This is a genomic window from Capsulimonas corticalis, from assembly GCF_003574315.2.
In the GTDB taxonomy this organism is placed as follows: domain Bacteria; phylum Armatimonadota; class Armatimonadia; order Armatimonadales; family Capsulimonadaceae; genus Capsulimonas; species Capsulimonas corticalis.
In genome coordinates this window covers 6413984-6437881 of sequence record NZ_AP025739.1, presented here as the reverse complement: position 1 = coordinate 6437881, position 23898 = coordinate 6413984, and the positions used below count along the sequence as shown (strand labels likewise).

Here is a 23898-nt window from a genome sequence, read left to right as displayed (position 1 = left end):
TCAGCGCTTCTGCATCGCCTTATTCATGGCGTCGATATCTTTTTGATTGTTCCGTTCCATCGTTTGCTGATTGAGCGGCGCCCCTGGGCCTGAAATTGCCTGTTGCATCAGAAGCACAGCATCTTTGAGTGTTGGACGGTGCATGTGCGGCCCGAGAATGGCCGACGCGATCAGGCCCGTCGCCCAGGTCGCAATCTTGCGCTTGGACCAGCGTTCGCCGCGCTTCAGGAGCCGCGCGGCCCAGCGTTCAATAAAATCTGGATTGATCATATTCATTACCTGGGTGAAACGTAGCCGCCTTCGAATAACAATGGGCCTCGGCAGTGAGCGCATGTCATTTCGCGGCGATCCTCGTTAGCGATCAGGACGATCGAACCATTGCAGATCGGGCATAAACCGATATGCATATTTCGCCAGCGATATCTCTCCCCAGCTAACTCCTTCTCGTCGAGAGAGCCAACCCGGCCGAGGAGCGGCTTCCCTATGCCCTCATAGATCGCCCACAAAAAGGCGCCGCAGAGCGGGATCCCGAGTATCGACCAGATGCCTCCAACGTAAACAAGGAAGGGTCCAATAAGTCCTGCCCACCAGAATATCCAGATTGGGACGATGGTGAAACCTCCGGATCTTTCCTTCGTCGCTTCCCGAATCGAACGTGTCGCCTGCTCGTCAATCTGCTGAGGTGTGGCCTGGTTGAACTTTACGGCTCCCGGACGCCACGCGCTAACAGTCTTCTCAAGGGGGTCTGCTGGCGAGACAAGAAGCGCGGTCGGTGCGTGAACGACAATGAGTGGAGAACCCGTGAGGGGCGCGTTACATTGCTTGCAAATCTCAGTTCCGGCATCGTTCAGCAGTCCGCAGGTTGAGCAATGGTTATCCTGTGGGGTAACGGCTGGCGCAGCGGCCTTGGCCGCCGGCTTCCCATATTTCTGACACCGCGCGCAGTCGAGATCGAACGCCGTCATGATATAGCCGCAGTCGGGACATTCCATACGGTCGACCTCTGATATTACCTCACTGCAAGCTTGCATAGGATGTGGCGAATTTGGGCCGCGTCAAGCCCTGGCTGAAGCGGAAGATGATCTCCCCATAATCCATGATCACATTCGTAATCCAGGCAGGCGCCCGCCCAGAGCAAATGGTGGGCGATCTCGTGCCGGATACCGTGAGCGATGGTGGTCGGCGCGTAGTGAAAGTTAATCACGATGCATCCACGATCAGTAGGAGTGTAAAAAGCAGCCCCATATCTAGGATTTCTGTCTGCGACCATTTCGATCCCAAGCCCACGCGCCACTCTGATGCCTGACATGACTTCGTCGGCGACATAGCCGTCATACAACATTTCGAGCTTCCGATGCAGGTTCTTCCCGATACAATCCAGGTCAATCCCGTATACATCCATGTGCAACGCTTACTCACCCTCCGTACCGTCCTCAAAGTCATCATCGAATTTTGAGCGGTGTCCGATTGCCGTATCTGAATCGCTTTCCAAGATTGCCCTGAGGACATTCTTCGCCAGCGGAATTTTGTCTTGGCGTCCACTAAGCTGTTCGAAGAGATGATCGAGTTCAGCGTCACGCTTTCGGGTAATTATTCGCTGTTCAACTTTAAAGCCAGCAGCATCTAAACCGGAAGCTATAAGGGCCTGAACAAAATCTACATCTGAGCCGGGCGGGGCCAGCGCCCTAGCGAGTTTTTCGACAACTTTTTTTGAAGGCGCCCGAGCGCCTCGTTCCAGGGCAGATGCGTAGCCTTGGGTGATATTAGCCATATCGGCCAAATCATCTTGGGATAACTTTTCAGGGTATTGGCGACGCTGCTCGGCCAACCATAGGCTGAACGTGCTTGCGTTTTCCTTGCTCATAAAGTCAATCTCAATTTCTAAACAGGCTATCATTTTGTCTCCTAATGGAGATAGACACAGTATAAAACAATTTGTTGCAAAAATAAAGCGACAAATTGTTTTAAAACATATTGCTATCCCCAATACAATATGTTATAATCCCTCCATGCCTAAGCAATTAGAAGTCTATTCGGAATTGCGAAAGCTCCGCGACGCCATGAATAACGGCAAGGGGTGCAGCGCACAAGAATTTGCCAACATGGTGGCCGCCATCCTTGGAGAGAAGGAGCGCAGCGGCGGATCCATCATCGCGATCGAGAACCGTGGCGTAAAAGATTATTACGTGATCCGTGCCCTCGCGTCGATCCATGGGATGACGAATGAGGAGATGGCAGAATTGGTGAACCCTGACAAAATTAAATAACAAATTGTTCTAAAAATCTTGCTATTTTTAGAACAATTTGTTATAATATCCTCAGTCCACTCTACTGAGGAGCAAAAAAAGATGTCCGCCGCCGCATATTTCCGCAATCTGGTCGAGGTGAATAACGAAGTTGCCGCCTTTGAGCGCCGAACCCGGGAGATCGAAGCCTCGCACCGCGCGCAGCTCCTCAGCGAGCAGGTGGCGGCAATCCAGAGCGACTACGAAATCACGGTCTCGGACGATCACATGCTGCTGACGCACATGATGGAGCAGGACGACTTCGCGAAGGTCTTCCGGGTTCCCGGCACAACCGACGTGGACCGCGACCGAACCCAGGTCGGTCACCGCACCCCGTTCCTGGCGCGCGCCTTCGAAGTCGTGATCGAGCAGCGGATCGAGGCGAATCGCCGGGAGCGCCTGGCGGCTCAGAAAATGAACGCCAGCCGAAAGGCGGCGGCGTAATGGGAACGGCTGCTCAGGCGCTTGGCGTGATGGTCCCGGCGGGCGTCACGGAGTTTGACGCGGACCTCGATCTGCTCGCGATCCTCATCTTCCATGGGGCGTTGACGCAAGACGAGGCGATGGAGGAGCGGGAGGCGCTGTCGCTTCGCATGAACGCCTACTTCGCCGATCAGATGAACGCCTACTTCGCCGATCAGATGAACGCCGACGGCGGCGAGTGCGATCTGGTTCTTCGGTTCTCGTCGGGACATTGCGGTACGGACGAGGAAGCCGCTGCTGAACCATTCTTTTGTGAACTGCCGCTCGCGGCTTAATTGATTTTGTAATTATCTTCTGATTGATTTTGAGAGTGTGGGGAGACGTCAATGAAGCAGCCTTTGCGGGTTACATTGTCAACGGCGGACGGGCGGGTGATCATGGAGAGTTCCGCTCCGGGCGAGCGAATCATCCACGATCGCCTGGAATACCAGATCGCGCTCGCCAGGGAGCTTTTCGCGGCGCGCGGGATCCGCTTCACTGCGGAAGACCGCGCCATCATGACACGAAATCACGAGCAGAGGATGCAGGCGGCGGCGAAGGCCGCATAGCGCGAGTGGAGACGAAGGGCGAATTGCACATTTGAGTTCGCAGTTTGGGAGGGTTTGATGGCAAAGCAAGCGACGACCGGGCAGTCTCTGACCCGTCAGGAGCGGAACATGCTTCGGATGGCGGCGACAGGCCTGATCAACAGAGAAATCGCCAGCCGCGAGGGCGTCTCCAAGCGAACGGTGGACTTTCACCTCTACAACACTTACGAGAAGCTGGGCGTTTCGAACCGGATCCAGGCGATCAATATTGCGCGCAGCCGTGGGCTGCTGGAGATCTCAGCAGCGGCGTAGGGTTGGTTTTAGGATTGGTTAGAGGATTAGTTAGAGGATTAGTTACGGGCCCGACAAAACAAAACGACCCGGTCAAGCGCTGTGGCAACAGCTCCCGGGTCGTAAGGATCATACGAAAATGACTATACCCCAAAATTCCAATTGCAATACAAATACTGTCCAAAAACCGGTATTTGACCCCAATAAGCACCTGATCGCGGTTCAGGGCGGCCGGAAATATCTTCCCGTGTCCGCCCGCGTCCAGTGGTTCCGATCCGAGCATCCGGACTGGACAATCGAGACCAACCCGCTCACCATCGACAACGACAAGCAGTTCGCCATCTTCCAGGCGAAGATCTTCAACGCCGACGGCCGCCTGATGGCGATGGGCACGAAGAAGGAAGACATCAAGGGCTTCGGCGACTATATCGAGAAGGCCGAGACCGGAAGCGTCGGCCGCGCACTGGCGCTTTGCGGCTACGGTACGCAGTTCGCACCCGAGCTTGACGAAGTCGCCGGCGGCCGCTTCGCTGACACTCCACAAGGGAGCCGGCATGGCGACGCTGCCCAGGCGGGACGCTACGGCGACTCGTCGCGCGGCGGACAGGGCCGTGGACAGCGCTCAGGTCATCCCGCCGCACGCCCCGCTTCGGAGTTTACGCGACAGGATGAGCAGCCAGAGAGCAGCGAGACCACCGAGGCTCCTGCCGTGAGCACGTCCTGCGCCTCCTGCGACCGAACGCTCAGCAAATCCCAGGCGGACTTCTCCAAACACAATTACGGCGACGCGCTTTGCCCGGCCTGCCAGCGCGAACGCGGCGCGGCCGAGTCGCCCTCGCCGGCCGCCACGTTTGCGACGCGCCCCGCGCAATCCTCGACACGTCCCGCGCAATCCTCGACGCGACCACAGGACCGCGAGTTTGAGAGCCAGCGCCGCGAGCGCCTGGAGCGGGAAGGGGGCCGCGCGTGAACGCCACTTCCAAAATTCTCAACGTCATGATGGCGATCGGCAAGGCGACGGCGGGCATGGTCATCGCGGAAACATCGCTCTGCCTCGGTCGCGGCTCCATGGACGAGTGCCTGACCGCCTACGAGAAGGTTCTCGCGCTCAAACTGATGCTCCACCATCTGCACCTGGAAAAGCATCGCGAAGAGAAGAGCGGCGCCGCCCCGACCGCGCACGAAGTCGTCCACTCTGCCCAAAACGAGCAACAAAGAAATGATGAGCAGCGGATCAACGACGAAGCGTTCGCGGCGCTCATGTGGCCAGATCTCGCCGCCGGCGTGGATACGGTTTACGTGCTGCCAAAGCGCCTGCTTCATTCCCAGAATTAACGCACCGGCCGAGCGGCCGAGAAAATGGAGATCGCGATGGAGTTCCTGGATCCCTCACTCGAAAAATCGGATTTATCGGAGACCGATTTTTCAAAATCGAATGCGCCAAAGACCGAGTCGCCGCATCTGGTCATGGTTCGCTCAATTCAGAGCTCGCCGGATGTTTTCGCGCATATCGCGTTCAGCGACCGCGTGATGTACTGTCTGGCGGGATGCTCGCTCGCGCTTTCGGCCGCTTGTGGCCTCGCCGGCGGCGCACTCTTCTACTGGCTCGCGGCGGGGTTCCTGATCCAGGCGCTGATCTTCGCCGTGGCGCCGTGGGAGAACCGGTCGCACAAAGCGCGCCTCGCCGCCTGGCGCGAGGAGCAGTCGGCGCTGACGCTGATGGTTGAGATCGCGGAGCCGGTCTCCGAAGAGGATGCGCAGAAAGTTGCGGGCCCCGTCTTCGTCGAACTTCCGACCTCCTGCCGCCGTCCCGAAGTCTCCGCGATCCGCTCGTTCAAATGCGGCACCCGTCCGGCTGGCAAGAACGGAGACTGGCGATAACCATGCTTGCTGAAATCGATACTAAAATTCAGACAGTCGGTCAACTCGCGCCAAGAGAGGCCGGCGAAGGCGAGGATCTGAAGATCTCCGACAAACTGCGCGTTCTGGCGAACGGGATGCAGGCGGCCATCGATGTCAAGCTTGCCCCTCGCCTTGCCAACACACCCAAGCGTATCCGTGAGGCGGAGGATGCCGAGCGCGACGCGAAGCGGATGCAGCGCGTCCAGGCATCACTGCAATATCTGGCGGATGCCCACGACGCTGGCACGGTTCCTCTGGTCGTCTCCCGAATCAAGACGAAGTCGGTCATCGAAAACATTCTCTTCAATACGAAGTTCCCGGACTGGATCGGATCCAGCAGCGAGCAGGGGCGACTACTCGCTGCTGGCATCGCGACCGCAGCGGATTTTGATGAAGCGAAGAAGATTCTGGAGGCCGCCGCCGAGGACGCCGGCGGGGAATCGAAAGAAGCACTGAAGTTGCGCAAGCTGATGCGCGGGCTGGTCGGCGTCAACATCCCCGGCTACTTCCCGACGCCGGACGGATTGGTGACGCGCCTTTTGGAGCTTGCCGAGATCGAAGCGGGAATGAGGACGTGCGAGCCCCAGGCAGGCAGCGGCCATATCGCCGACCGGATCCGCGCCGAACATCCCGACGTCCCGCTCACGGTGATTGAGATCAACCTTCAGCTTCGCGAGATCTTATCGGCCAAAGGTTATCCGATTGCGGGGTCCGATTTCCTCGAATGGCGCTCGGAAGAGCTCTTCGATCGATTTGTCTGCAATCCACCGTTCGAGCGCGGCGTCGATATCGATCATGTCCGTCACGCGTATGAGTTGCTGGCGCCGGGCGGGCGCCTTGTATCCGTGATGTCCGACGGCGCGTTCTTTCGGTCCGATAAGAAGGCATCGCTCTTCCAGCAGTGGTTCCGGGTCAATGACGGCGAGGCGTTCGAAGTTCCCCACGGCTCCTTCCTGGAGAGCGATAAGAAGACGGCCGTCAGCACGAAGATCATCGTTCTGAATAAGCCGGCGGCTCCTGTCTTGACACTGGTCACATCCGTGGGAGAAGCGCGCATCGAAAATAATTCGTCAGGCTCTGAGAATTATTCATCGATCAATAATGCTGTCGGCCCTGACACGCAAGATATTCCGCTTGAGAATCTCCTTCCCAATCCTTTTCAGCCGCGTGACATATTCGCTCAAAAACCGCTGGAGGACCTGGCGCGCAGCCTGACCATAAACAAGCAACTCCAGCCGATTGTCGTCCGCCATGCCGCAAAAGACGCCGGCAAGTTCGAGATCGCCTGCGGCGAGCGGCGCTTCCGCGCGGCGAAGATCGCGGGACTTGCTTCATTGCGCGCTGAAGTCGCTGTCTACGATGATTTGCAGATGGCGCGTATCGCGACGGCCGAAAACGATGAGCGTGAGCCTCTCAATCCCCTGGAGCGCGCTCGTGGATATGCGAACCGCGTGAAACTCGGTCAGACACAGGCGGAAATTGAGGCGGAGACTGGCGTCGATCAATCTTCCATCAGTCAAACGCTGAACTTACTCACGCTTCCTGAAAGTGTCCAGGATCATCTTCGCCACGGGCGCATCTCCGCCACGCACGGTTTCAAATTGCTGAAGCTGCGTAAGCTACAGGGGACCGAAGCGTCGATGATCAAGTTCGCTGGAGACGCTTTCGCCGCGTCCTGGTCCGTCAGCAAATTGGATCAGGTAATTACCGATCATATCGCCGACCTTCAGCGCTCGGCCGCGTCTCCCTACTTCAATGTGGTGGCGCCAACAATTTCGGCCACCGTCTTCTCTGAGCCGGGACCGATCCCCGCCGCCGAAGTCGAAGCGCCTCCGGCGCCGGCAATGTCAGAACGATCCCCAAATAGCAACGAGGAGGAAATTGATGGCAGTCATGAGATGGTCGCACAGGACGTATTTTCGTCCGGAGATCCCGTGCCGGTGGTGGCCGCTGCTGGAGCGACTGAGCATGCAGCGCACGAAGACGCGCCAGCTTCATCATCTGCGGACGACGCGCCTTGCGAAGTACGATCATCTGCACCACATGACACAGTGGACGCACAGGCAGCCTCAGTACCGGAGGCCGCTACACCGACCGGGCCGGTCGAGGTGCTGATCGGAGAGGATATCCCCTCGATTTGCCACCATTGTCCGCTCAGCGCGGCGACGATGGTGAACATTCGTGACGGCGTTCGAGCATCGATGCAGGGGGCGCAGGCTGCCGATCAGACCGATGACCGCACCGTGACACTCTCAAAGGACAGCACGGACGCGCTCTGGGAAATGGGTCTGACGGCGGATCAGGCAATTGCGGAGCTGCTCGAATACCGCCTTGTCCCAAAGGCCAAGAATGCGCTTCGCATGCTTACGGACGCCTATAACGAAAACCATGCTGAAAATATCAATCTGTCCGAGCGCCTGAGCTCCATCGTGCTGACACGCGCCACACAGTCGGAGGGCTTCTAAATCCATGACTCCTAAGAAGCCATTTGTTTGCGTGGATCTCTTTTGCGGGGCCGGCGGGATCAGTCAAGGTCTGCGCAATGCCGCCAAGAAGGTTGGCTATACGGCGGCGCTTCTCGCGATCAACCACTGGCCAGTCGCGATCGATTCGCATACGCTCAATCATCCAGAGGCCACACATATTTGCGCTCCGGTGGACGGCGCCAATCCTCGCGAGCTTGTCCCAGGCGGGATTGTCCATCTTCTTTGCGCGGCGCCGGAATGCACCCATCACTCCAATGCGCGCGGGGGTAAGCCCAAGAGCGAACAAAAGCGATCAAGCGCCTGGGACATCCTTCGATGGGCAGACGCGCTGTATGTTCACCACATCTTGATTGAGAACGTGCCGGAATTCCAGAAATGGGGGCCGCTTCATCCCTGCACTTGTGGGGTGGAGGAAGGCGCTGAGCACCTGAAATCCTGCTTGATCGGGAAGCCGATCAAAGAAGAGGAAGGCCGCTTCTTCCGAAACTTTATCCGCAACTTGGAGGAGCTTGGCTATACCGTCGAATTCAAGGTGCTTACCTGCTGCGAATATGGCGATCCAACCAGCCGCAAACGCCTGTTCATCCAGGCCCGGCTCGGCGGTATCGCGCCTGCCTGGCCGGAAATTACGCACGTTCCCGCCGCTGAAGTCGCGTCGCGTCCAGGGAAGAAGGCTCAGCTTGTCGCCCGTGACATCATCGACTGGAAACTGAAGGGCACATCGATCTACGATCGGCCGGCTCAGGGCAAAAAAAACCTCGTTGCCGCGACGATGAAGCGCATCCACGCCGGTGTTTACAAATTCGCGGGATTGCCATTCCTTGTTCCGAATTTCGGGGAGCGAGAAGGGCAGCAGCCGCGTACGCACTCGATTTATTCGCCATTGTCCGCCGTCACCAGCCACGGCGCCGGAGCGATCTGCCAGCCGTTTCTCGTCGTGCTCCAGAACCATCGTGATGGTTACAGCCTGGAGAAACCGTTCCCAACGATCATGACGCGCCGGCAGTTCGGTGTCGCCGAGCCCTACATCGCGCCGATCACGCACACGGGATCCGGGAATCGATGCCGGGGCGTGGATAAGCCGCTCTTCACCGTTACTGGAGCCAAACGTGGGGAACTGGCGTTACTGGAGCCCTATATGGTGGTCAATCGCAAGAATGCGGACGCACATCCGATGGATGTTCCCATGCGCGCGCTGACGACCGGTAACATCATGGGAGTTGCGGAGCCTCAGATCGTAACCGACTCGGTTAACGCCTTCCTCGTGAAATATTACGAAGGAAGTGACGCCGCCTCGCTCGACGCCCCGCTGCCAGCGGTCACCTCGAATTATGAACATCTGGCGCTGATCGAAACTGTTCCTGAATGGAACGAGACGATGCCGGCGTTCATGACGAAATATCATGGCTCGCACCAGGGGCGAAACGACGGTGATGGGCGCGTACTTTCGGTTGGCTCGCCGCTCCCTGCTCTCGACACTTCGAATTGCCTGGGTATCGCTGAGCCTAATCTTGTAATCCGACAACATACGCCATTCCTGATCAATTATAACGGGACCGGCGGCGCGCATTCGGTGGACGAGCCGCTGCTCTCCGCGACGGGGAACGACCGGTTCGCCCTGGTGGCGCCCGAATATCATCACTTGATCGACAAAGGCGACGTCGTCGGCTACCTCGACATTCTTTACCGGATGCTCCAGCCGCACGAGCTCGCTGGCGGCCAGGGATTTCCGAAGTCGTATATTTTCACCGGGACGCGCGAGGCGCAAATCAAGCAGATTGGCAATGCGGTTCCTGTTGCGACCGCAGAGGCGCTTTGCACAACGATCTTCAAGACGTTGATGGCGGTGGCTGTATGAAATCAGATCTCATGAACGCAGACGCCAAATGCCGACGCCCTGTCCTGAGATATCACGGTGGGAAATGGCGTCTTGCGTCGTGGATCATCAGCCAAATGCCGCCTCATCGCGTTTACGTCGAGCCGTATTGCGGAGCCGCGTCCGTCCTTCTCCAGAAGCCGCGCGCCTTCGGCGAGGTGATCAACGATCTGGACGGGGAGGTCGTCAATCTGTTCCGCGTGCTGCGCGAACCGGCGGCCGCGAAGGATCTGATCAATGCGATCCGCCTGACGCCGTTCGCGCGCGCCGAATTCGACACCGCTTACGATCGCAATATCCTGGATCCCGTGGAGCGCGCTCGCCGCCTGATGGTCCGGTCTTTCATGGGTTTTTCGTCCAGTGCGTCGGGCAAGGGTAGCAAAACAGGATTTCGATCCTATGCCTACCGCTCCTACATGACGCCGGCGGCGGACTGGGCGGGATTGCCGGCCGCGCTGCCAGCCGTGGTGCAGCGGCTGCGCGGCGTGACGATCGAGAACCGGAGTGCGATTGAACTCGTTCAATCGCACTCCACTCCCGAGACGCTGCTTTATTGCGATCCTCCCTATGTGCGCAGCACCAGGTCTTCGCTACGCTGGCCAGGGGAGAAAGCGTACGCGCATGAGATGACCGATGACGATCACCGAACCATGGCGGCGGCCCTGAGCTCGAGCGCGGCAATGGTGATCGTGAGCGGATATCGATGCGACCTTTACGATGAGATCTTCAACAACTGGATCCGATGTGACCGCGCCGGCGTGATCGCGAGCAATACCGGAAGCGCAACGCGCATGGAATCTCTGTGGCTTAATCCTGCTGCGGCCCAGGCCCGTGGTCAGCAATCTTTAGAGCTCGAGGTGAGAGCGTGAGAACCGCCGCGCTTTTCACGCCGGCGGAGAGCGGACTGGTCCGCGTCTCAGATCACTGGTACCGAGCCAAAAGCTGCGATGTGAATGTAGTTCCGCTCTTCCAGCGGCATTATAGCTGCCCGAAGCCTAAGGATACGCACTATACCTCCGGAATCGCGGGGCCCGGCGAGGACATGACACTGATCACCGCGACCGGTGACGCGCTATTCGTCTGGCGCAGCGAGGAGTTTCGCAAAGACGACCAGTGGGGCGTGGAGTGCAGCGTATTCCGCAATGAAGGATCCGTGCAGTCCAGTTTGATGATCCGCGAGGCAGTGGAAGCGGCGGTAGTGAAATGGAAACCGCAACGGTTCTTCACCTTCGTCAACGCGGAGAAAGTACAGAGCGCAAACCCTGGATACTGCTTCAAGATGGCCGGATGGAGTTTCTGCGGTTTCACGAAAGCAGGCCTTCATATTCTCGAATATAGGAATTAAAGAAATCTTGAATTTGCGATTTCAGGCGGGGCGGCGGCCTGGATAAATCTAAACGAGCAGCGCCAGACCGGGGGATTGAGGCGCCCCGGCGAGCAGATGGAACGCCGGCGGATTCTAGTAACACTCGCGGGCCGCAAGAAGTGGGAGCCTCGCCGGGGATGCGGCCCGCGAGAACAGATTTCGGACACGAGTCTTGATTTTGGTGATAGGACGACATCGACATGGCAGGCATCGACATTCGAGACATCGATAAGTACGGGACGAAGGCGGCGGAGCAGATCCGCGCACAGATGGGCGTCGCCGCTATTCCACTCCCTGCCAGCAAGTCGGGAAGCGCGCGCACGGATCCTACAGGCGCTCAGACGGACGTGGATAAGAAGCCTAAATACCGCAATGAACCGGTGGAAATCGACGGCTATACATTCGCATCCAAGCGTGAGGGTAATCGCTACCGACTGCTGAAAGCGATGCAGATCGCGGGCAGTATTTCGGGACTGGAGATGCAGGTCCCATATCGCTTTTTCGAAGGCGAGCGGCTGATCTTCGAATACATCGCCGACTTCCGCTACACCTGGATCGAGAGCGGACAGAAGAGAGTGGAAGATGCGAAGGGTATTCGAACAGCCGTCTTCATGCTGAAGAAGCGCCTGATTGAAGCGCGACACGGCATCACGATCGAGGAGGTCTAAGGTGACCCGAAAGCCCTGGCCATGCGAGGAAATCGTCAACTGGACGGAGCGGTATCTGCGCACCCGCGACAGCGATCTCGTGCTTTGGCCGTGGATCGATTTCGAGAAGCAGCCCGCGTGTACGATCGGCAGACAGCCCGGGGCGAAGGGCGCGGTGGTTCCTGGGACCGTGACGCCCGAAGACTGGACGCGCCAGCTGCTGCGCCACTGGGCGCGCACGGTCGACGCCTACACGAGAGGCGACTTCGACCCGGCAACGTTTGAGGGCAAGGTGATCGCGCTGAACGCGCTTCCGGCGGAGCGTCTGCTCTTTGCGTATCGTCGGGTCGTGGAAGATAAGAGACGGAGCGCGCCGGCGGCGGCTCAGGAAAGGGAACTCGTTTACGGCTGAAGCGCCGTGCAGCAAATCACTGTACAATCCTGTGCCCAGAGACCTCTGCCCGATGGGAATGTACAGGGCCGGAAAGTGAAATATCGCTTGCTTGCTTAGATGACGCAAGCATATCCAAATGCCGAAGGTCCTGCGTTGAAGGAGATTTTATTGAGCGAAATCATCACCCGCCGCTATTACCGCGCGGCGAAGCATCGCACCTGGCACATCGCCGGCGAGGACGGCCTGCCGGTCTGCGGCGTCCAGACAAAGCCGGGCGGAACGCATAAGACGGATTTGACGCTGGTCGATCGCGGATGGGCCTGTCGCAAATGCCATCACCGCGTGAGCGCGAAGCCATTCGTTCCGCGTCCGCCGATCTCGGAAGCGCCGCCGTCGTCGGTCTTCCTGACACAGCCGCGCAAGCGCAGCGCGGACCTCGCGACGACGGGGCAGCAGTGTTACCTGCTTCGCTACGGACATGCGACGGCGATGCAGGCGGCGGGGATGACAGTCTCTGAGGCGTCCGCGATCATCGACGCGGCGGGAGCGTGATATGTCAAAGGCAGTCATCAATATCGGATATTTCTGCGCGAACCTACATTCAGTCGTGAATGCTCATCTCAACGGCTTCAGCGCGCAGCTTCTGGCGGAAAGCTATGGGGACCAGATTGAGCGGTTTCCGGAGGGCGGAATCGCCTTCACGTGTGAGGATCATTCGCATCGAGCCATTTACGTGACGATCAGTACGGAAGCCCCGGTGAGTTTGGAAAGCGACGAGCAAGTCGACCGGCATGCGCGCTGGCTTGCAGATGAGTATTATCGCCGCCGAATCCCACTCAACGACAATGAGCCAACGGGTTTTGATGATTGCGGACCCATGCTGCAGTGGAGCTATCGCAACCGAGCCCGCCTGTTCCTGGGCGTCCCAGAGGTGCGATGGGAGGAGGCGCTAGAGAATTCCCGGAGGCGGTCGCCATGACGCCTACGGTCTACACGATGGGCTACGAGGGACGCAAGCCGGCGGACCTATTGATGATCGCGGAGCGCCTGGACGCGACGATTGTGGACATCCGGTACCGCGCCTGGAGCGCGCATCCGCAATGGCGGCATGGAGCCCTTCGCGAGTTTCTCGGCGATCGTTATGCGCGCTGCGTGCAGCTTGGCAATAAGCGCTACCGGGAGCCCGCGAACGCGGACGGAAGCCGCCAGATCGAATTGGTCGACGCCGCCGCCGGAGCGCAGTATGTCCTTGAGCATCCGCATTCCGTGATTTTGATGTGTGGGTGCCGGAACGCGGAGACATGCCACCGATCCAACGTTGCGCGATTATTGATCGATCAATACGATCAGCGAGTTTTTGAAATCATGTGGGCGCGCGGGGCTAACGCCTCTGGGATTCTCTGGGCGGCTTACGACTGGGCGGAAGTCGATTCGTGGGCGGGAAAGGATTGATATGATCGCGGCTTTGTATACGGATGGCGGTGTCATCCGCAAGAACCCATCTCTGATCGGCGGAACCTGGGCATGGGCACAGGTGGACGCGAGCGGCGAGCGCATTCACAGCGAATGCGGCGTGGTGAAGCCCTTTATGAAGGATGAGCTTGGCTTCTATCTTCCGGTCACGAACAACAATACCGAGATGATTGCGCTGACGAAAGGCCTTCTCTCGCTTCCCGAAGGCTGGAGTGGTACCGTTTACTGCGACAGTAAGATCGCGCTCGGCTGGACGTTCTGGGAGTACAACGCCGAAAACGTGCCGGCGCCGCTGATCGCAAAGGCCCGCCTTGCCGTCACGCGCCTCGGACAGATCGAGACTGTTCTGCTGGACGGGCATCCAACGGCCGCGCACCTCGCCGCGAACAAAGGCAAGCGCGGCGGTCCGGTGAGCGTTCATAACCAGCACTGCGACGAAGAGTGTGGGCGGATCGGGCGCGAATACTTGCTTGCGAACGGAGATCTGCTGGAAGCGATGGGGTTAAAGCCTGAGGCAACACGTGACACTGTCCGCAAACGGCGCGTTCTTACTGCTGTTGCTTCGACGGACATGACTTGATATTGACGACGCCGGCCTAGCCCGGCCTTTTTGACGGAAAGGAAATTTGAAATTATGTTCGACGATTCATTCACAAAAGAGCAGATCGCGGAGGCGCGCGACGGCTGTCAGCAGGCACTGGAGGCCATGCTGTATTCCAAGAATATCGCGGAATCGATGCGCGCCGCCGGCGAAGCGGCTGACGCAGCGGCTGACCGCCAGTACTGCGCCTTTCTTCACCGATCGCAATTATTCGAGCGACATTTGCAGGGCGAAGCCGATCTCGCCGAGCTGATCGAGGCGGAGCAAGAGAGCCGCGCCTGCACCGAGGCGTTCCACCTGGCGATGATTGAAGTTCGAACGATTCATCGGCAAGGTTACGAGCACAGCAGCAGTCTGATCTCCCGTCAGATCGAGGAGTTGCAGCGGCAACTGGACTCGATCAACGCGCTTGTCCCGCGCCGCGAAGCTCCCAACCCGCCCCACATACACTGACCTTTGCCGCCGGAGAGGAACAAGACCATGAAAATCATGCGCGTAAAACTTGAGAACGGCGAGATGTTCGACATCCCCGCCGAGGTCGTCGCCAGGCACCGCGCGGACAGCTACGCCATCGACGAAGGCGAGCGCGGGTCACTCGCCTACCAGAAGATGTTCGATGAGGAGTTCGCCTATACGCTGGGCAGCAATAGTGAGCTGAGCGACTGGTCCAGCAACAACATGAACTGGTCGGACCTCAGTCTTCATGCCCGGCGCGTCGAGGTCGAAAAACCGAAGCCCGATTATGAGGACCTGTGGGCCGGGGCCGAGCGCGAGTATCTGGAAGCGCCGCAGAGCGCGAAGGCGGTGCGCGCGTGATATCTGAAATCGGATTATCCAAGCTTCCCAAGGATGAGCCAAGCTTCCCAAGGATGAGCCAATTTTGGTGATTGAATGGGATAACTGCCCTCCTGATGCGATCGCCAGTTATTATTTGCGCCTGCCGATCCGGAAGGGAGACGTTCGCGAGGATCGTGAGGATTTTGCGAACGGGTTCCTGCGGTTGCCGATCGGCGAAACGAAATGCAGTGGCCCTATCGAAGGCCACTACTTACGTGAACTGACCTCATACGCTGAGAAATATGAGGTGCTTACGCCGTTTCGTGAAGGCTGCCATATTGAGTGGGATGCATTAACATTGAACCTACGGGCGTACGCGGTCTTCGAAGACCATGTGTCCAGGATCTTCCCGAATGCATCCCGGCGCGATACGCCCGCAGGCGAGAGCGAATACCTCGTGCGCATGACGGGAACGCAGGCGCGGGTCATGGATCACGCGCTCGACCTTTACGATTCCGTTCAGCGAGGAGAGATTGCCGAAGTCGAGGAGGCGATCTCCTATTCCATCCGGGACACGGTGCTGAGCACCGATCCGGACACTCCGGAAGCGATCGCGACGCGGCGAGCACAGTTCAATAATATGGCCGTCCTTCGAAGTCTGCTTCAGGGAATGCGTCTGCTGATCCCGCGACAAGATGACGGCGATCCGCGCACGATGGCCGCGCGCCGGGCAAGCGAGATGCGCCAGGCGATAAGGCAACAGTTCTGGTCCGAGCACCCCGAGCGATATGGCGACGCCTGGGACATTGTGATCGAAAGCGATCAGCCGCTCATTTCTATCGAACGAATTCGAAAGGACACGATATGACATTTATTACCACACCCACTGGAACGGTGCTCCTCCAGGCGCTCTACTCCGGCAGCGACGAGACCGAGATCGTCGGCGCCTATGTCGAGGGACACATCGCCCCCGAGCAGTTCCAGGACATTCTGAGCGCCGCGCTCCACGACCGGAGCGCGAGCAGCGATTTCTGCCTGATGGAAGAGGCGGATTGCACCGTGGCCCTCGCGGCGACGTCCGCGCACGACTATTTCTGGGACGAGGATGATGAGGCGAATGACCTGGTCACCTTCCATATCGTTCCCTCAGACCATCCGGAGGCATATCCCGTCACGGTGGCCTGGTGGGGGATCGATTAGGAGGCCGGCGATGGATCAGCTTGATCTCTTCGCAGATCCCGCGCCGGATGTCGCCACGGTCAACGGTTGGTTGAAGGCGCCACGGTTATTACCCGGGGCACCGCCGATCCCGACACTGATCAAGGTTGCTGGAGACGATCACGACTATGCGCCGGCGCGCTTCACGCTGGCCGGTGGCTGCGGCCTCGGGAGATGGCCTTCGCGGGATGCCTGCGTGCTGCGGCCGGACGGGCAGCGTATGACGCTCTATGACGCCGTGAACGCGCGGCTGGCGACTTTGATACGGTGAACGAGAGGACGATTTGACATTGAAGAAATCATCGGGTGGCGACGCGAAATTCAGTTGTGGCTGCCTTCTTCTGGTGATCGCGCTCGGCGTAGCTGGCGGCCTTGTCCGCAATGCGCACCGAGAAACGATTACCGCTAAAGTGGTCGACAAGGCCATCAAGCGCTCTGACCGTGACCATGACAAATACCTGATCTACACGGATCACGAGACGTTGGAAGACGAAGACTCGCTCCTGAATGGCAAGTTCAATTCCAGCGATGTCTACGGACAGATTACCGCCGGACACACCTATCGATTTGAGGTCATCGGATGGCGAAATCCATTCTTCTCGATATATCGCAATATCATTTCGGTGCAGGAAGTTGCTAACTAATCAAGTGTCATCGCCGTGAATCGGCCGGCGGCGATGCAGACCGAAAGGCCGCGAAGGAGAAACAAATGGCAAATAGCATCGAAGTGTCGGCAGTTGCACAAGTCTGCCATGAAGCCAATCGCGGTTTGTGTGAGGCTATCGGCGACACTAGCCAGGTCAGTTGGAACGATGCCGAGGAATGGCAGCGGCAATCGGCGGTTGCAGGCGTTCGAGCTTATCTCGATAATCCAGGCATTACATCAGCTCAAATGCACGAAAATTGGTGCGAATACAAGATCGCCGACGGTTGGGTTTATGGAGAAGTCAAGGACGCGGAGAAGAAGACACACCCCTGCCTCGTGCCATATGCCGATCTTCCCGAAGTCCAGCAATATAAAGATAAAGTCTTTTGCGCAATCGTCGGCGCGCTTCTACCGATAAACCAAAACGCTACCATATTGCCTCCTGAAAAGCCAATAACGACCGATCCCATTCCCGGCCTCACCGAAGGCCGGGTCGTTCACTACATTCTGCCGGATGGTCCAAGCGCTGGGCAAATTCGCCCCGCAATGGTCGTCCGCGTTTGGAACCGCAATTCCATAGACAAGACGTCTCGCGGCTGTGTGCAGCTTCAAGTCTTCACCGACGGGCCAAATGACGCGCTTATGAACGTCGAGTGGCGCACCAGCGTTCTCTTCGACGACAGTCCGACGCCAGCGCCAGGCACCTGGAACTGGCCGGCTCGCGCATAAGCGGGCGAACGCCGGAGCGGCCGCCGCTGCTCCGGCAAGACGTCCTGGATCGCAACATATGAATCAGAAAGAGGACGGGAGAGTCATGGACTTTGGACAGCAGGCGGATATCGATCTGGCGGAGGCGAACGCAGCCATTGAGCAACGGGATCAAGCATTGGAGCAGGCGCAGCAGAAAATCCGAGACCTGGAAGCCCAGATCGAGGATAATCGGCGCACGCACACAAAGGACTTCAACGCCATCTGGGAGATCGTCTACCCTGGCCATCCTGGTCTGTGGGACTATCCGGGCATGGTCGTCCGGCATATTAAGGCGTTTCTGGAAGAGAAGCAGATCCTGATCGACGATCTGGTGCGCATGCTGCGTGATGAGCGTGCCCTGCGGACGCCGCCGGAGATCCCAATTGATAAGCTCGACGAAACCGCGCACGTACTGCTTGCAATTCACGGCTTCACACCAGAGAATATCCAGCGCATGCATCCGCGCGACTACGAGGGCTATCTCACCGATGCGGACCGCCTGCTCTGCGACTATGTCCTGCTGACCCGCGCCGAGCACAACGAGCTGCTTCGCCACGCGCGCACTCCGGACGGCGTCAGGAAACGCATGGCGGATATGGCGGACGCCCTGCTCGCATTGAACGTCGGCGAGGCGCTGGAAGCGGCGCTGGACCAGCCGACGACTACGGAAGGAACGGTGGGTTGATGGCGCTCAGAACTCAATCGGAGATCGACCTGGCCGAGGCCCGGAAGAAGATCGAAAGCCTTAACGCCGAAATCACCTCTCTTCAGATGCAAATCCTCGACGCTGCGGACGAGGACGAGGATGACCCGGATGCGGTGCGAGGCGGCGTCGACCACGTTCGCCTGTCCGAGAATTTCACGCTGATGTGCGATCACTGCGGCGACTCGTACCGGGTCAACAGTCCGGTCGAGATCAGTATCATGGTCGCCACCATGCGCGCCTACGGGAAACTGCATCGTTCTTGTCCGGCCAACCGGAAGGAGCCGCGCCGTGATCATTAACCCGCCAGTCAAACCCCGCTTCATCCCTGCGACTTCGCTCTGGAACCCGTGGGCAATGCTGATGGCGCTCGAAGAAAAGCGCAACGAGACGCGCCACTGGTCAACCACGTACCGAGGGCCGATTGTCATCCACGCCGCCCAGCGGTTCCAACCGGGCGAGCGCCTGAAGTGCGCCGAACAACCGTTCAAGGAAGTCTTCCTCGCGACGATTCTGAAGGACGTGGATTGGGACGCGCTCGGCGGACGGACAGCGGCCGCCTACGACAAGGTCATTCGGGATCTGATGCCCTGCTCCGCGCTTCTCTGCATCGTGAATATTGTGGACTGCCGCGAGACGACCTCGAAGGCGGCGGCGCGCCACCGATACGGCGACTACGAGGAGGCGTTCGGCGACTATAACCCTGGTCGATACGCCTTCGTGACCGAAATGGTGCGCGTGTTCGAGGAGCCGATCCCCTACAGCGGCAAGCAGGGCTGGTTCCATGTCCCAGAGGAACTCGTGCTTTGAAGTTTTTCTTAACGGCGCTCTTTGCTGGTAAGCGCCTGACGGCGCGGATCCAGCATCGGCGCGGTGGCCGGCGTTCCCGGTCCATACGGTGAGCCCCGATAAACCTCTTTATTTTACGGAGACTGAAGATGACGACCGCCGACGTTATGGCGCTTCTGCGCGCCCGTTACCCGAAAAACGAATACGCCTTCATGGAGCAAGTACGCAGTTCCACCGGCAACAGCTTCGCCCGCAGCGCCGATGCGCTGGTAATGTCGTTCTGGCAAAGCCGTGGAATTCATCTTTCTGGGATCGAAGTTAAGACATTCCGTAATGACTGGCTCCGCGAACTGAAGAAACCTGAGAAAGCCGACGAGATCGCCCGTTACTGCGATTATTGGTGGGTCGTCGCTGGCGACGACCAAATCGTAAAGGATGCGGAACTGCCGGCGACATGGGGGCTGATGGTCGTTCAGAACGGCAAGCTTGTGATCAAAGTCAAGGCGCCTAAAATGGATCCACTGCCGATGTCCCGGCCCATGCTAGCCGGCATTCTACGACAGGCGCAAAACTTCTCGCCGGCGACACAAGATTTGTACGCTGTGGAAAGCGCGGCGCGCGAGCAGGGAAGGCTGCTGGGATTCGAGCGTGCGGAAAAAGACTGGAAAGAGAAGTGCTCAGGTATCGAGGAAGGCCACAAGCAGCTTCAGAGCAGCCTTGACGCGTTCGAACAAGTCTCGGGTATCCGGATCGACCATTACAACGGGCATCGGATCGGCGAAATCGTACGGACACTAAGCCTTATCGACGGCAAGGTCATGCGTCGAAACCTTACCCGCGCCCACGAGGATATACGCGCGGCGGCGCGTGCGATGAATGATGCTCTTACAGCGCTCGAAAACATGGCGGCGATGCAGCCGCTCGTAGCGGACCAACCAACGAAGATTTCCTAATATCAGTCCAGCAGACAGGCATAACTAATGGCGCGCAAGATTTTTATCACGAACGATATGAGCGAGGACGACTCGCTAACCGAAATCATTGAGACCGAGGAGTGCCCGATGGCGGCGCTCTTCTGGCCATGGTTTCTGACGTTCTTCGACGACTGGGGACGCGCGCCGGCATCGGCCGCGCGCGTCAAGGCTCGGATCGTGCCGATGAATCCGCTGGTAGGTATCCCCGAGATTGCATCTTTCATTGAGATCTACGCGCGCCAGGGGCTCATAGGCCTCTACGAAGTCGACAATAAAAAGTACATGGCCATCCATCCGGACAAATGGTTCTCCTTCCAGACTCATATCCGGACCGCCAAGCGTATGTGCGATCAGTCCAAGTTTCCGGCGAACCCCGCATGGCCCGCGCTTCCGAGCGCAAAGGGTGTAAGTGGAGCGCAGAATTCCGAGGATGATGACGACAGCGCGCAAGTGCGCGCATTTGCGCGCGATGACGCGCACTTGCCGTCAAATGATAACCCACGCGGGCGTTGTTCTCCTTCTCCTTCACTTTCGAATCAGGAATCTCTCACTCTCTCTATGGGGGATGAGGCAGGCGCTTCTCATGGGGAGAACGGATCTCAGTCCGAAGCGCCGCAGGAAGAGACTTCCAGGATTGGGCTTGGCGATCGACCGGGATCCGCCGATGAGGCGTGGCCGGGGATGCCAGGAGAGACTGCTGCGCCGCCGCCGAGGTCGCCCGTCCGCGCCGCTTCAGGAGTACCGCGGCACGAGCCGCAGGCGTTCGAGAGTTTTCGGTTGAAGTATCCCCGGCAGCAGGCGCCTCACCAGATCGCCGCCGCCTGGGATCAGGTGCAGCCATCGCACGAGCAGATCGCGCAGATCGAGATGCACCTGGCGCCGTTCTCGGCGAGGCCGCCGACGCAAAGCGAGATGCGCTGTATCAAAGCGCCGGCGAAGTGGCTGACGGATTTCGATTTCGTCAGCAACGTTCCGTTCAACGCGCTCGACATTGAGCGCAGCAAGACCGACTCACAGAACAAGGCGGAGAAAGGCAAGACCAGTGGGAAACCAGGTGATTTCAAATCCAGCAGTAACGGCAGACACGACCCAGGCCGAGGTTGCGGAGCAAGTCCAGCGCCGCGCCGCGACCATTTCGCCCATCTCCGGCCAGAAGCGTCACCGTGACGGCCTGTGCGTCGGGACTTACACTCGGCCCCAAAGAACGCTCAAGGACTATGAAGACGAGATCTATGCGATGGCGGACAAGGGCATGATCAAGCCATTTGCTGCGGACAAGCTTGTCTACCACACCCGGATTGTCCATCAAAGTAACCTCGGAATCAGGCGCAAAGGCGATGATGATATTCAAAGACGTCGTGAGCAGCGGGTCGCGGGGCTCGTGCATACGGCGATGGAGGACGCACGGATTCCGCCTCACTTCCGCAAGGCCAATTTCGAGGCGACGGAGTTTTTGGGGCCGCTGCGGATCGACGACGGGAACCGCCTCGCGCATGGTCTCTGCAAGCGCCTCGCCGAGGAGTGGACACCCGGGCACAAGGGCCTGACGCTGACGGGACGGAGCGGTGTGGGGAAGACTTATCTCGCGTTCGCAACACTTTGCTCGATCATCCGCCGGCATGGCCGCGACGTGAACGCCCGGTATATCACCGAGCAGGAGCTGCTGCGCTACTACCGCGATTCGTTCAGCCGGACCGAGGGCCAGACGGATGTGCCGAGCACGACCCAGCTTCGTAAATGGTTCGTGGAGCGGCCACAGTTTTTGGTCCTCGACGATCTGGGCGCGGAGCCAGTGAGCACCAGAGGCGAATGGGCGCGCGGACAGATCATGGAGCTGCTGGAGCATCGGTGGCGCATGCAGAAAACGACGTTCGTGACCACCAATCTCTCGGTGGACGAGCTGACGGATCGATATGACGAGCGGATCGTCAGCCGGCTTTACGGTCGCTGTCCGCTCATCTCTATCGCCGGCAGCGACCACCGCCAGCAGGTGCTTCCCGACAGCGAGGATCCGTTTTGGGATCCGAACTTCACCGATGACGGCCGCCCGAAGGCGACGCGTTGAAAAGGATACCAAATTGACCAAAGAAGAGTTTTTGGCGCGGTGCGCGATGATCTACGACCTGGGCCTTGCGGCGCCGGAGACGCTGACGTCGCTGGAGCGCGGCGCGGACGTGCTGAACCGACTGGCCGACAGCGCGGCGCGCGGGGCCATCCGGATCGAATCCGACGCGCCAGGACAAGCGCATGCTAAGCAGCGCTGGATCGCGGCGCAACTGGTCATCGAGGAGGGAAACCGCATTCAGGCGGCGAGGCAGGATCGATTCACTTTGATGACGCTCGCGAGTGATCCGGTTGGATATGGGGCGGTTCGGATCGCCGCCATTTTGAACCACTCTTGCCAGCAGTGCGCCACGGATCCATTACTTATGCATACGAGGTCGGGACTCTGCGCGCACCGCGATCAGCTAAACGAGAAAGTCATGATGATAGAGAATGAGGTGATGATTGAACCTTCTTGAAGCCAGGGCGCACGCCGGCGTTCAGCGCCTGATTTTTAACGTGCGCCTGATCCTGGTGCCGATGTACGTTTTGCTCTCGCTCTCCGTGGTGGCGTTTCTACTGATGTTCGTTAAGACGCTCTGGGGACTGATGCGCCACTTCCATAATCTGGATGCGGAGCTGACGATGCTAAACGTGCTCTCACAGCTCGACCAGGTCATGGTGGCGAACCTGATCGTTATGATCATCCAGGGGTCGTATTCCACCTTCGTCGAAGAACTGAAGATCCCCAGCGGCGAGAAGAAGCCGAGCTGGCTCAGCCACATGAGCGCGGGACTGCTCAAGGTGAAAATGAGTATGTCCCTGATGGGTGTCAGCGCGGTCGGACTGCTGCCCGTCTTCCTGGAGCCGAGCAAATATAGTAGCCACGAAGTCGTCGTCAAAGTCGCGGTGCACATCGTGCTCATGGTTTCCACGCTCGTTCTCTGGGCGGTTACGCGCGAGGAAGTTATTCACAAGCCCGAAGGTTTACTCGAAGGTCATACACATGAATAAAAATTCGAATAATGGTGCGTTTACAGGTTTTTCCTACGGGTTGATTGGTTTCTTCCTGCTGGTCGTTGTGCTGATTGTCGTCGTCGTCTGTGTCTCTCGCGGCACGGAGCAGGGAGCCTATCCCCCGCCGCAGCCGCTCTATTACCACACGTATGGCAGCCTCTTCTACGACGATCAGCGATACCTCTACACGCGCACGCCGAACAATCAGTACTATCGCTATGAAGTCAATAACCGGCCATACACGATGCCGGGGCGGCCGCCAAGCGCCATGGCTCCGATCAGCCTTCCGAGGTCAGGGGCGTGGGGAGCGGTGTCCGCCGCGCCGTCGGCGCCGATACCGATGGATCAGAAAGTATCGATCAACGTTCCGAAGGATCCGACTAAGGAGCCGCTGACGGACGAGGAACTCGCGGAGAAGGGTGAGAAGGCCGATCTGGATCCGCAGGACAAGGAGACGTCGGAGGGGGAGACGCCGCCTGGCGAGGGAGATAAAACTCCGACGGAAGCGCCCGAAGCAACGCCACCGCCGGACGTAGCGCCAAATGAAACCTCAAGTGAATCGGACGCCCCGTCCTCCAGCGATTCCTCATCGCCGTCGAGTGAGAGCGGGGCCACTAGCGATAGCGGAAGCTCATCGGAGTAGGGAAGGA

General features: G+C 58.8%; 37 protein-coding genes. 34 read left to right on the top strand and 3 right to left on the bottom strand.

The features are described 5' to 3' along the window. From D5261_RS27905 to D5261_RS27895, 3 genes are all read right to left on the bottom strand, one after another. A complete protein-coding gene (locus tag D5261_RS27905) occupies positions 1-270 on the bottom strand; it encodes a hypothetical protein (RefSeq protein ID WP_125206345.1) in 270 nt (89 codons plus the stop codon). Positions 271-275: 5 nt separating this feature from the next. Next, positions 276-992, bottom strand: a complete 717-nt coding sequence (locus tag D5261_RS27900) for a hypothetical protein (protein WP_119324786.1) — start codon at positions 990-992, stop codon at positions 276-278. Between the two features lie 419 nt (positions 993-1411). Beyond that, a complete protein-coding gene (locus D5261_RS27895) occupies positions 1412-1897 on the bottom strand; it encodes a helix-turn-helix domain-containing protein (RefSeq protein WP_218025772.1) in 486 nt (161 codons plus the stop codon). A gap of 112 nt (positions 1898-2009) precedes the next feature. Here D5261_RS27895 and D5261_RS27890 point away from each other — a divergent pair, with 112 nt between their 5' ends. The 34 genes from D5261_RS27890 to D5261_RS27725 all read left to right on the top strand — a co-directional run bounded on the left by D5261_RS27890 (position 2010) and on the right by D5261_RS27725 (position 23891). Then, positions 2010-2267, top strand: coding sequence for a hypothetical protein (locus tag D5261_RS27890; protein ID WP_125206346.1), 258 nt, complete (start codon positions 2010-2012; stop codon positions 2265-2267). An 81-nt stretch (positions 2268-2348) separates the two neighbouring features. Next, the gene (locus D5261_RS27885) at positions 2349-2729 is read left to right on the top strand and encodes a hypothetical protein (protein WP_119324789.1); all 381 of its coding nucleotides are present in this window, start codon (positions 2349-2351) and stop codon (positions 2727-2729) included. Continuing rightward, positions 2729-3043 carry a hypothetical protein gene (locus tag D5261_RS27880; RefSeq protein ID WP_119324790.1) on the top strand — a complete coding sequence of 105 codons (315 nt, stop codon included), beginning with the start codon at positions 2729-2731 and terminating at the stop codon, positions 3041-3043. Before D5261_RS27885 ends, D5261_RS27880 begins: the two co-directional genes overlap by 1 nt. Positions 3044-3094: 51 nt before the next feature. Then, positions 3095-3316, top strand: coding sequence for a hypothetical protein (locus D5261_RS27875; protein WP_119324791.1), 222 nt, complete (start codon positions 3095-3097; stop codon positions 3314-3316). A 57-nt stretch (positions 3317-3373) separates the two neighbouring features. Beyond that, a complete protein-coding gene (locus D5261_RS27870) occupies positions 3374-3607 on the top strand; it encodes a helix-turn-helix domain-containing protein (RefSeq protein ID WP_119324792.1) in 234 nt (77 codons plus the stop codon). A gap of 226 nt (positions 3608-3833) precedes the next feature. Continuing rightward, positions 3834-4556, top strand: coding sequence for a hypothetical protein (locus D5261_RS27865; RefSeq protein ID WP_119324793.1), 723 nt, complete (start codon positions 3834-3836; stop codon positions 4554-4556). Then, a complete protein-coding gene (locus tag D5261_RS27860; RefSeq protein WP_119324794.1) occupies positions 4553-4921 on the top strand; it encodes a hypothetical protein in 369 nt (122 codons plus the stop codon). Before D5261_RS27865 ends, D5261_RS27860 begins: the two co-directional genes overlap by 4 nt. 36 nt (positions 4922-4957) lie before the next feature. Beyond that, positions 4958-5467, top strand: coding sequence for a hypothetical protein (locus tag D5261_RS27855; RefSeq protein WP_125206348.1), 510 nt, complete (start codon positions 4958-4960; stop codon positions 5465-5467). Between the two features lie 2 nt (positions 5468-5469). Then, the gene (locus D5261_RS27850; RefSeq protein WP_165864639.1) at positions 5470-7953 is read left to right on the top strand and encodes a ParB/RepB/Spo0J family partition protein; all 2484 of its coding nucleotides are present in this window, start codon (positions 5470-5472) and stop codon (positions 7951-7953) included. Between the two features lie 4 nt (positions 7954-7957). Continuing rightward, complete coding sequence (locus D5261_RS27845; RefSeq protein ID WP_119324797.1) at positions 7958-9832, top strand: DNA cytosine methyltransferase; 1875 nt, start codon at positions 7958-7960, stop codon at positions 9830-9832. Between the two features lie 11 nt (positions 9833-9843). Continuing rightward, complete coding sequence (locus tag D5261_RS27840) at positions 9844-10719, top strand: DNA adenine methylase (RefSeq protein ID WP_119324798.1); 876 nt, start codon at positions 9844-9846, stop codon at positions 10717-10719. Positions 10720-10892: 173 nt separating this feature from the next. Further along, the gene (locus D5261_RS27835; protein ID WP_125206349.1) at positions 10893-11195 is read left to right on the top strand and encodes a hypothetical protein; all 303 of its coding nucleotides are present in this window, start codon (positions 10893-10895) and stop codon (positions 11193-11195) included. Positions 11196-11416: 221 nt separating this feature from the next. Further along, positions 11417-11884, top strand: coding sequence for a DUF1064 domain-containing protein (locus D5261_RS27830; protein ID WP_119324800.1), 468 nt, complete (start codon positions 11417-11419; stop codon positions 11882-11884). 1 nt (position 11885) lies between these two features. Further along, complete coding sequence (locus D5261_RS27825) at positions 11886-12275, top strand: hypothetical protein (RefSeq protein WP_119324801.1); 390 nt, start codon at positions 11886-11888, stop codon at positions 12273-12275. A 150-nt stretch (positions 12276-12425) separates the two neighbouring features. Further along, a complete protein-coding gene (locus tag D5261_RS27820) occupies positions 12426-12809 on the top strand; it encodes a hypothetical protein (protein WP_125206350.1) in 384 nt (127 codons plus the stop codon). Position 12810: 1 nt separating this feature from the next. Then, the gene (locus D5261_RS27815; protein WP_125206351.1) at positions 12811-13236 is read left to right on the top strand and encodes a hypothetical protein; all 426 of its coding nucleotides are present in this window, start codon (positions 12811-12813) and stop codon (positions 13234-13236) included. After that, positions 13233-13709, top strand: coding sequence for a DUF488 family protein (locus tag D5261_RS27810; protein ID WP_165864640.1), 477 nt, complete (start codon positions 13233-13235; stop codon positions 13707-13709). Before D5261_RS27815 ends, D5261_RS27810 begins: the two co-directional genes overlap by 4 nt. Before the next feature lies 1 nt (position 13710). Next, on the top strand, positions 13711-14310 hold the full coding sequence (locus D5261_RS27805; RefSeq protein WP_119324805.1) for a ribonuclease H family protein: 600 nt from the start codon (positions 13711-13713) through the stop codon (positions 14308-14310). A 54-nt stretch (positions 14311-14364) separates the two neighbouring features. Further along, on the top strand, positions 14365-14784 hold the full coding sequence (locus D5261_RS27800; protein WP_119324806.1) for a hypothetical protein: 420 nt from the start codon (positions 14365-14367) through the stop codon (positions 14782-14784). Positions 14785-14811: 27 nt separating this feature from the next. Then, positions 14812-15147: a hypothetical protein gene (locus tag D5261_RS27795; RefSeq protein WP_119324807.1), complete on the top strand. Its 336-nt coding sequence runs from the start codon at positions 14812-14814 to the stop codon at positions 15145-15147. 319 nt (positions 15148-15466) lie between these two features. Next, positions 15467-15976 (top strand): hypothetical protein, encoded by a 510-nt coding sequence (locus D5261_RS27790; protein ID WP_301002289.1) that lies wholly within the window; start codon positions 15467-15469, stop codon positions 15974-15976. After that, a complete protein-coding gene (locus D5261_RS27785) occupies positions 15973-16308 on the top strand; it encodes a hypothetical protein (protein ID WP_119324809.1) in 336 nt (111 codons plus the stop codon). The genes D5261_RS27790 and D5261_RS27785 overlap by 4 nt, the downstream gene beginning before the upstream one ends. A gap of 10 nt (positions 16309-16318) precedes the next feature. Further along, positions 16319-16597, top strand: coding sequence for a hypothetical protein (locus D5261_RS27780; RefSeq protein WP_119324810.1), 279 nt, complete (start codon positions 16319-16321; stop codon positions 16595-16597). 13 nt (positions 16598-16610) lie between these two features. Further along, positions 16611-16970, top strand: a complete 360-nt coding sequence (locus D5261_RS27775; RefSeq protein ID WP_119324811.1) for a hypothetical protein — start codon at positions 16611-16613, stop codon at positions 16968-16970. Positions 16971-17035: 65 nt separating this feature from the next. Next, positions 17036-17701, top strand: coding sequence for a RyR domain-containing protein (locus tag D5261_RS27770; protein ID WP_218025774.1), 666 nt, complete (start codon positions 17036-17038; stop codon positions 17699-17701). 58 nt (positions 17702-17759) lie between these two features. After that, positions 17760-18407: a hypothetical protein gene (locus D5261_RS27765; RefSeq protein ID WP_125206352.1), complete on the top strand. Its 648-nt coding sequence runs from the start codon at positions 17760-17762 to the stop codon at positions 18405-18407. Continuing rightward, complete coding sequence (locus D5261_RS27760) at positions 18407-18727, top strand: hypothetical protein (protein ID WP_119324813.1); 321 nt, start codon at positions 18407-18409, stop codon at positions 18725-18727. The genes D5261_RS27765 and D5261_RS27760 overlap by 1 nt, the downstream gene beginning before the upstream one ends. Then, positions 18717-19235, top strand: a complete 519-nt coding sequence (locus D5261_RS27755) for an ASCH domain-containing protein (RefSeq protein WP_125206353.1) — start codon at positions 18717-18719, stop codon at positions 19233-19235. The genes D5261_RS27760 and D5261_RS27755 overlap by 11 nt, the downstream gene beginning before the upstream one ends. A 128-nt stretch (positions 19236-19363) precedes the next feature. Then, entirely contained in the window at positions 19364-20167 is an 804-nt protein-coding gene (locus D5261_RS27750; RefSeq protein ID WP_119324815.1) for a hypothetical protein, read from the top strand. 27 nt (positions 20168-20194) lie between these two features. Then, the gene (locus D5261_RS27745; protein WP_119324816.1) at positions 20195-21355 is read left to right on the top strand and encodes a hypothetical protein; all 1161 of its coding nucleotides are present in this window, start codon (positions 20195-20197) and stop codon (positions 21353-21355) included. Then, entirely contained in the window at positions 21243-22253 is a 1011-nt protein-coding gene (locus tag D5261_RS27740) for an ATP-binding protein (protein ID WP_125206354.1), read from the top strand. The genes D5261_RS27745 and D5261_RS27740 overlap by 113 nt, the downstream gene beginning before the upstream one ends. 13 nt (positions 22254-22266) lie before the next feature. Next, positions 22267-22710 (top strand): hypothetical protein, encoded by a 444-nt coding sequence (locus tag D5261_RS27735; RefSeq protein WP_125206355.1) that lies wholly within the window; start codon positions 22267-22269, stop codon positions 22708-22710. After that, complete coding sequence (locus D5261_RS27730) at positions 22697-23245, top strand: YqhA family protein (RefSeq protein ID WP_119324819.1); 549 nt, start codon at positions 22697-22699, stop codon at positions 23243-23245. Before D5261_RS27735 ends, D5261_RS27730 begins: the two co-directional genes overlap by 14 nt. Continuing rightward, positions 23238-23891: a hypothetical protein gene (locus D5261_RS27725; protein WP_125206356.1), complete on the top strand. Its 654-nt coding sequence runs from the start codon at positions 23238-23240 to the stop codon at positions 23889-23891. Before D5261_RS27730 ends, D5261_RS27725 begins: the two co-directional genes overlap by 8 nt. Positions 23892-23898 lie beyond the last annotated feature (7 nt).